The 6,652-nt window shown below is 73.9% G+C and carries 8 protein-coding genes; 5 read left to right on the top strand and 3 right to left on the bottom strand.

Annotated features, from left to right (window positions below; all coding sequences use genetic code 11):
* The first annotated feature begins 14 nt into the window (after positions 1 to 14).
* Genes V6U79_RS18290 through V6U79_RS18275 form a run of 4 tightly spaced genes read left to right on the top strand, consistent with a single transcriptional unit; the run spans position 15 to position 2,651 of the window.
* Entirely contained in the window at positions 15 to 449 is a 435-nt protein-coding gene (locus tag V6U79_RS18290; RefSeq protein WP_334615290.1) for an SCO6045 C-terminal-like domain-containing protein, read from the top strand.
* A gap of 45 nt (positions 450 to 494) precedes the next feature.
* Positions 495 to 1,256, top strand: coding sequence for an SDR family oxidoreductase (locus tag V6U79_RS18285; RefSeq protein WP_334522855.1), 762 nt, complete (start codon positions 495 to 497; stop codon positions 1,254 to 1,256).
* On the top strand, positions 1,256 to 1,885 hold the full coding sequence (gene mug, locus V6U79_RS18280) for a G/U mismatch-specific DNA glycosylase (protein WP_334615283.1): 630 nt from the start codon (positions 1,256 to 1,258) through the stop codon (positions 1,883 to 1,885). The genes V6U79_RS18285 and mug overlap by 1 nt, the downstream gene beginning before the upstream one ends.
* Before the next feature lie 22 nt (positions 1,886 to 1,907).
* Positions 1,908 to 2,651, top strand: coding sequence for a hypothetical protein (locus tag V6U79_RS18275; RefSeq protein WP_334615282.1), 744 nt, complete (start codon positions 1,908 to 1,910; stop codon positions 2,649 to 2,651).
* 19 nt (positions 2,652 to 2,670) lie between these two features.
* On the opposite strand, the gene V6U79_RS18270 is transcribed toward V6U79_RS18275, so the two are convergent.
* From V6U79_RS18270 to V6U79_RS18260, 3 genes are all read right to left on the bottom strand, one after another.
* Positions 2,671 to 4,653, bottom strand: coding sequence for an ABC transporter ATP-binding protein (locus V6U79_RS18270; protein WP_334615289.1), 1,983 nt, complete (start codon positions 4,651 to 4,653; stop codon positions 2,671 to 2,673).
* 112 nt (positions 4,654 to 4,765) lie between these two features.
* Positions 4,766 to 5,533, bottom strand: coding sequence for an enoyl-CoA hydratase/isomerase family protein (locus V6U79_RS18265; RefSeq protein ID WP_334522846.1), 768 nt, complete (start codon positions 5,531 to 5,533; stop codon positions 4,766 to 4,768).
* Between the two features lie 46 nt (positions 5,534 to 5,579).
* Positions 5,580 to 5,807, bottom strand: a complete 228-nt coding sequence (locus V6U79_RS18260; RefSeq protein WP_074312753.1) for a helix-turn-helix domain-containing protein — start codon at positions 5,805 to 5,807, stop codon at positions 5,580 to 5,582.
* A gap of 210 nt (positions 5,808 to 6,017) precedes the next feature.
* Between V6U79_RS18260 and V6U79_RS18255 the strand changes: the two genes are divergently transcribed.
* Positions 6,018 to 6,617 carry a cadmium resistance transporter gene (locus tag V6U79_RS18255; protein WP_334522841.1) on the top strand — a complete coding sequence of 200 codons (600 nt, stop codon included), beginning with the start codon at positions 6,018 to 6,020 and terminating at the stop codon, positions 6,615 to 6,617.
* The last annotated feature ends 35 nt before the right edge of the window (positions 6,618 to 6,652 follow it).

Genomic DNA, 6,652 nt, shown 5'->3' with positions numbered 1-6,652 from the left:
GGGCGGCCGGCGACCTGGCCGCGCGGCAGGCCGCCCTGGTCGCGGCGCTGGTCGCCGGCGCGCCGACGCCGCCGGGCTTCCCGCCCGGCCCGGTGGAGGCGGCCCGGGTCGCCCTGCTGCGCAAGCGGGCCGGGGAGGTCGCCCGGCACTGGCCGCTGCTCGCCGCCGGGCTCGGTGACGCCTGGTGGGTGACCTTCCGGGACTGGGCGGCCGACCGACCCACGGCCGGGTCGCTGCGGGACGGGTGGGACCTCGCCCGGGCCCTGCGCGACCGGGGCGCGCTGCCCCCGCTGGGCGCCGAGGAGCTGGCCGGGCGGGAGGCGGGCAGCCGCTACGACGGGCGACACCCGCCGCGACCTCGCCGGTTGCCGGCGCTCGCCCGCGCCGGGGGCGCCGTCGCGGTCCAGCTCGCCGGTCGGGTACGCCTGCTGCGCCCCGCCCGCCGCTGACGCCCGGCCCGTGCGGCCGGCCCACCCGTACGGCAGGATCGGGCCATGGATCTCGGACTCACCGACCGGGTGTACGTGCTGACCGGCGCTTCCCGTGGTCTGGGCTTCGCCACCGCCGAGTGCCTGGTGGCCGACGGCGCCCGGGTGGTCGTCTCGGCCCGGGCCCCGGAGCGGGTCGCCGAGGCGGTCGAGCGGCTGGGCGGCGCGGAGCACGCGATCGGCCTGACCGCCGACCTGACCGACCCGGGCACCCCGCAGCGGCTGGTCGCGGCGGCCCGGGAGCACTTCGGCCGGCTCGACGGGGCGCTGGTGTCGGTCGGCGGCCCGCCCCGCGGCACCGCCGCCGAGGTCTCCGACGAGCAGTGGCGGGAGTCCTTCGAGACGGTCTTCCTCGGCAGCGTACGGATGGCCCGGACGGTGGCCGGCGCACTCACCGGGGGCGGGGCGGTCGGCCTGGTGCTCTCCACCTCGGCCCGCGGCCCGGTGCCGGGGCTCGGCATCTCCAACGGCCTGCGCCCGGGCCTGGCCGGGGTGGCCAAGGACATGGCCGACGAGTACGGCCCACGCGGGGTACGGGTGCTCGGCCTGCTGCCCGGACGGGTCATGACCGACCGCAACCGGGAACTCTTCGAGGCCACCGGCGACGCCGAGGCGGCCCGGGTCGAGGCGGAGGCCGGCATCCCGCTGCGCCGGATCGCCGACCCGGTCGAGTTCGGCCGGGTGGCCGCCTTCCTGCTCTCCCCCGCCGCCAGCTACCTGACCGGGATCACCGTCCCGGTCGACGGTGGCGCGCTGCGCGGCCTGTGATGCCCGTCGGCGACCCCCTCTCCGCCCCGGGTGCGGCCGGCGGCGGGCGGCGAACCGGCCCCGGCGGCCGGCACCCGCGGCCGACGAAGGAGGAGCTGGCCTTGGCGGCGGACCGGACCATCCCGGACCTGATCGTCCCCGGGCTGGACGTGCTCTTCGTCGGCATCAACCCCGGGCTGTGGTCGGCGGCCACCGGGTGGCACTTCGCCCGGCCCGGCAACCGGTTCTGGCCGGCCCTGCACCGGGGCGGCTTCACCCCGCGTCAGCTGCACCCCAGCGAGCAGGACCAGCTGCCCGCGCTCGGCCTCGGCATCACCAACATGGTGGCCCGGGCCAGCGCCCGCGCCGACGAGCTCGCCGCCGCCGAGCTGGTGGCCGGCGCGCGGCTGCTCACCGAGAAGGTCGCCCGGTACCGGCCGGCATGGGTGGCGGTGGTCGGGGTGACCGCGTACCGGATCGGGTTCGCCCGGCCGAAGGCCGGCTTCGGGCCGCAACCGGAGGCGCTGGCCGGCGCCCGGCTCTGGGTGCTGCCCAACCCGAGCGGTTTGAACGCGCACTTCACCCCGGAGACGCTCGGCGCGGCGTTCGCGGAGCTCCGGCGAGCGGCGAACGACGAGCCGCACGGGTGAGCCACTGGTACCGTCACCCGTCGTGCAACGCCAGTGGTTCGTCGACCGCCAACTCACCCCCGGCGCCACGGTGTTCGACTGGCGACGGACGTTCACGCTGTGGGGCTACACCGGCTCCCACAGCGTCGTGTTGTTCCGGAGCGTCAAGGTCGCGCCCGACGAGGACGGGCCGGCGACGCGGATAGACCTCGTCTTCAAGCCGGTGGAAGCGCTGAGTGTCCGAACCCGCTACCGGACCCTGGCGGTCCGGGTGGCCACCCAGGAGCGGGCCGATCAGGTGCTCGATCGCCTGGAGAACGCCCACCGGGACGATCGGGTCCTCGAACTGGTCGGTCCGGACGGGAGCAGCGACCACGTCGTCTGCACGGCCGTCGGGGGTCACGAGGACGAGGGCGAGTACTGGGAGCCCAGCCCGTTCGCGATGGACCTCACGGACGGCCGGACACCGCCATGGCGCTCCCGCGTCCTCGGTGGCGGCCCCGACGGTGAGCTGACCGCACGGTTCGCGTCACTGGACGAACTGACGGCGGCGGTGCGCTCCGACGCGCCTCGTCCGGCCAGCGGCCGCAGGGGGCGCTACCTGTTCGTGGCGATGATGCAGATGACCGGTCCGGACGAGGCCACGGCGCGAGCCGTCCCGCTGTCCGCCTTCCTCACCAGGGACGAGGCCGAGGAACACGTACGGGCCTCGGGCGGAGCCCGGCAGGTCGACCCGGGGGGCTACCGGTTCGAGCGCTGGGTGGAGGCGGTCCCCCTGGACCTGTGACCGCGGCCGGGACGGTCGGCTAGTTGGCCGAGGCCGGCGGCACCGGTTCCCGCGCGACGTAGGTGCCCAGCGGCACCGTGGTGACCACCGGCTCCGGCGCGTCGGCCTCGGCGTACGGGGTGGGTGAGTCGGTGACGGCGAACTGGGTGCGGTACAGCTCGGCGTAGAGCCCGCCGACGGCGACCAGTTCGTCGTGCCGCCCGCGCTCGACGATGCGGCCGTCGTCGAGGACGAGGATCTGGTCGGCGTCGCGAACGGTGGAGAGCCGGTGCGCGATCACCAGCGCGGTACGCCCGGTCAGTGCCACCGCCAGCGCCCGCTGCACCGCGGCCTCGCTCTCCGAGTCCAGGTGCGCGGTCGCCTCGTCGAGGATCACGATCGACGGCGCCTTGAGCAGCAGCCGGGCGATCGCGATGCGCTGCTTCTCGCCGCCGGAGAAGCGGTAGCCGCGCTCACCGACCATCGTCTCCAGCCCGTCGGGCAGGGCCCGGACCAGGTCGGCGACCTGCGCGCCCGCCAGGGCCGCCCAGATCTCGTCGTCGGTGGCGTCCGGCTTGGCGTAGCGCAGGTTCTCCGCGATCGTCTCGTGGAACAGGTGGGAGTCCTGGGTGACCACGCCGATCTCGTCGCGCAGTGAGGCGAGGGTGGCGTCCCGGACGTCGACCCCACCGACCCGCACCTCCCCGTCGGTGACGTCGTAGATCCGGGAGATGAGCATGGAGAGGGTGGACTTGCCGGCGCCGGAGGGACCGACCAGGGCCACCATCTGGCCCGGCTCGACGGTGAACGAGACACCCTTGAGCACCGGCTCGTTGACCGTCCGGTCGAGGGTGGCGACCTCCTCCAGCGAGGCCAGCGAGACCTCGGCGGCGGCCGGGTAGCGGAACCGGACGTCGCGGAACTCGACCCGGCCGGCGCCGACGGGCACCGGCACGGCGTCCGACTTCTCCTCGATGCCGGGCCGCAGGTCGAGCACCTCGAAGACGCGGTCGAAGGAGACCAGCGCGCTCATCACGTCCACCCGGACGTTGGAGAGCGCGGTGAGCGGACCGTAGAGGCGGGTGAGCAGCAGCGCCAGGGTCACCACGGTGCCGGCGCTGACCGAGCCGGTGACCGCGAGCCAGCCGCCGAGCCCGTAGGTGAGCGCCTGGGCCAGCGAGGCGACCAGCAGCATCGCCACGAAGAAGGTCCGCGAGTACATGGCGGACTGGATGCCGATGTCGCGGACCCGCTCGGCCCGGCCGGCGAACCGGCGGGCCTCGATGTCGGGCGCGCCGAAGAGCTTGACCAGCAGCGCCCCGGAGACGCCGAACCGCTCGGTCATCGTCGCGTTCATCTTGGCGTCGAGGTCGTACGACTCCCGGGTGATCTCGGCGAGCCGCTTGCCGACCCGCCGCGCCGGGATGATGAAGATCGGCAGCAGGATCAGCGACAGCGTGGTGATCTGCCAGGAGAGGGTGAACATCACCCCGGCGGTGAGCACCAGCTGGATGACGTTGCTGACCACGCCCGACAGCGTCGAGGTGAACGCCCGCTGGGCCCCCATCACGTCGTTGTTGAGTCGGCTGACCAGCGCGCCGGTCTGGGTACGGGTGAAGAACTGCAACGGCATCCGCTGCACGTGGTCGTAGACCCGGGTGCGCAGGTCGAGGATGATGCCCTCGCCGATCCGGGCCGAATACCAGCGCTGGGCCAGGGAGAAGAGCGCGTCGGCGACCGCCAGGGCGGCGATGAACACCGCGAGCCGCACCACGCTGGCGCCGGCGTCCGGGCCACCCCGGGCGATCGTGTTGATCACGTCGCCGGCCAGTACCGGGGTGGCGACCCCGATGATCGCGGCGATCACCACGGTGACGAGGAAGACGACGATGTCCCGCCGGTACGGCTCGGCGAAGGTGACGATCCTGCGGGCGGTGCCCCGCTTGAGCCGGTGCGCGGAGACCTCGTCCCGGCTGCGCATCGACCGGAGCATGCTCCAGCCGGCCATGCCGCCACCGGACATCGGGTTGGACATCGTCACCTCCGGGGGCTGGGCAGCGGGCCTCGTCGGGTTCGATTCTCCCGACGACTACGACAACCTCAGTAGTAACCCGGATCTTCCCGAACGGTCCTTACTATTCTCCCCGTCCGGCGAGATCGCGCAGCCGACGGGTCTGCGCCTCCCGCTCGGCGCGCTGCTGGTCGGCGTGCGAGCGGCCGGCCGCACCGGCGAGCAACGCCTTGATCTCCACGACCGCGTCCCGGTTGGCGGAGAGCAGCCCGGCGGTCAGGTCACGGACCGCCGGGTCCAGCTCGGCGTTCGGCACGACCAGGGTGGCGAGCCCGATCCGGTCGGCCTCGGCGGCGTCCATCCGCCGGCCGGTGGCGCAGAGCTCCAGCGCCCGGGAGTAGCCGACCAGTTCGACCAGGCGCTTCGTGCCGGCGAGGTCCGGCACCAGGCCCAGGCTCACCTCGGCCATGGAGAACTTGGCGTCCTCGGCGAGCACCCGCAGGTCGCAGGCGAGGGCCAGCTGGAAGCCGGCACCGATCGCGTGGCCCTGGACGGCCGCCACCGAGATCACGTCGGGGCGGTGCAGCCAGGTGAAGCCGGCCTGGAACTCGGCGATCCGGTCGGCGCACTCCTGCTCGGGCAGGGTCGCCAGCTCGGCGAAGGAGCCCGGGCCGGAGGCACCGGCGACCGACAGGTCGAGGCCGGCGGAGAACGCCCGTCCCTCGCCGCGCACCACGACCACGCGCACGTCGCCGGGCAGGTCCCGGGAGAAGTCGCTCATCGCGCGCCACATCGCCGGGGTCTGCGCGTTGAGCACGTCGGGCCGGCACAACGTCACCGTCGCGACCGGCCCGTCGCAGTCGAGTCGCACCCCGGTCGTCTCGGCGGTCACCGGACCGCCCGGGGCGGGGCGCTGATGGACGACGCTGGCAGGCGGGTCACGCCTTCTTGCGGCGCCGGGCACCGCCGCGCTGCCGCAGCTGCACCCCGGACTCGGTGAGCACCCGGTGGATGAATCCGTAGGAACGGCCGGTCGAGGCCGCGAGCGCGCGGATGCTCTCACCCGAGGTGTACCGCTTTACCAGGTCCTTGGCGAGCGTCTGACGCTCGGCTCCGATGATCCGGCGACCCTTCTCAGTGCTGGTGGCTGTGCCAGTGGCTGCCATGCTGATTCCTCACGTCCCAGACTGTGCGGTTCGGATACGGTCCCACCTATTAGACCGCCTCGGACGATCATGCGCCAGATATCAACTCTTCGCCAACCGACACGCTATGCAGTGTCGCCTTCCCGATAGAGTGATCCTTCCGACCGGCTGACACCCGGCCGCCGGAGCGCGCCACCGCGCCGCGACGGGACCACCCGTACCCTGCCACGGGTGACGGAACTGCTGGGGAGCGCGGGCGCGGCGGCGCTGGTCTTCGCCGCCACCAACCTCGACGACATCGTGGTGCTCACCGTGCTCTTCGTGGCGGCCCGGAGCACCGGTCGGCCCCGGCCGTGGCAGATCGTGGCCGGGCAGTACCTCGGCATCGGCGCGCTGGTCGCCGCCGGCGTCGTGGTCGCCGCCGGCCTGCTCGTCGTCCCCGACCCGTGGACCGGCCTGCTCGGCCTGCTGCCGATCGCGCTCGGCGTCCGGGCCCTGCTCTCCCCCACCGACGACGGCCCACCCGCCGTGGTCGCGAGCACGCTCGGGGTGGCCGGCGTGACGGTCGCCAACGGCGCCGACAACATCGCCGTCTACGTGCCGGTGTTCCGCTCCCTGGACCCCGCCACCGGCCTGGTGTTCCTGCTGGTCTTCGCCGCCCTGGTGGGGCTCTGGTGCGGCACCGCCGCGCGGCTCGGCGGCCATCCCCGGGTGGTCCGGCTGGTCGACCGCGCCGGCCACCGGCTGGTCCCGTTGATCTTCGTCGGGATCGGGCTGGTGATCCTGGTCGGCTCCGGCGTCCTCACCCCGCTCGCCGGTTTGCTCGACTGAGCGAGGAACCTGGGTGTGATCGTCGCGGTGTCCCG

This window comes from Micromonospora psammae, assembly GCF_036902725.1.
GTDB lineage: Bacteria > Actinomycetota > Actinomycetes > Mycobacteriales > Micromonosporaceae > Micromonospora.
The sequence above is the reverse complement of the archived record's forward strand: the minus strand, read 5'-3'. Positions and strand labels throughout refer to the sequence as shown.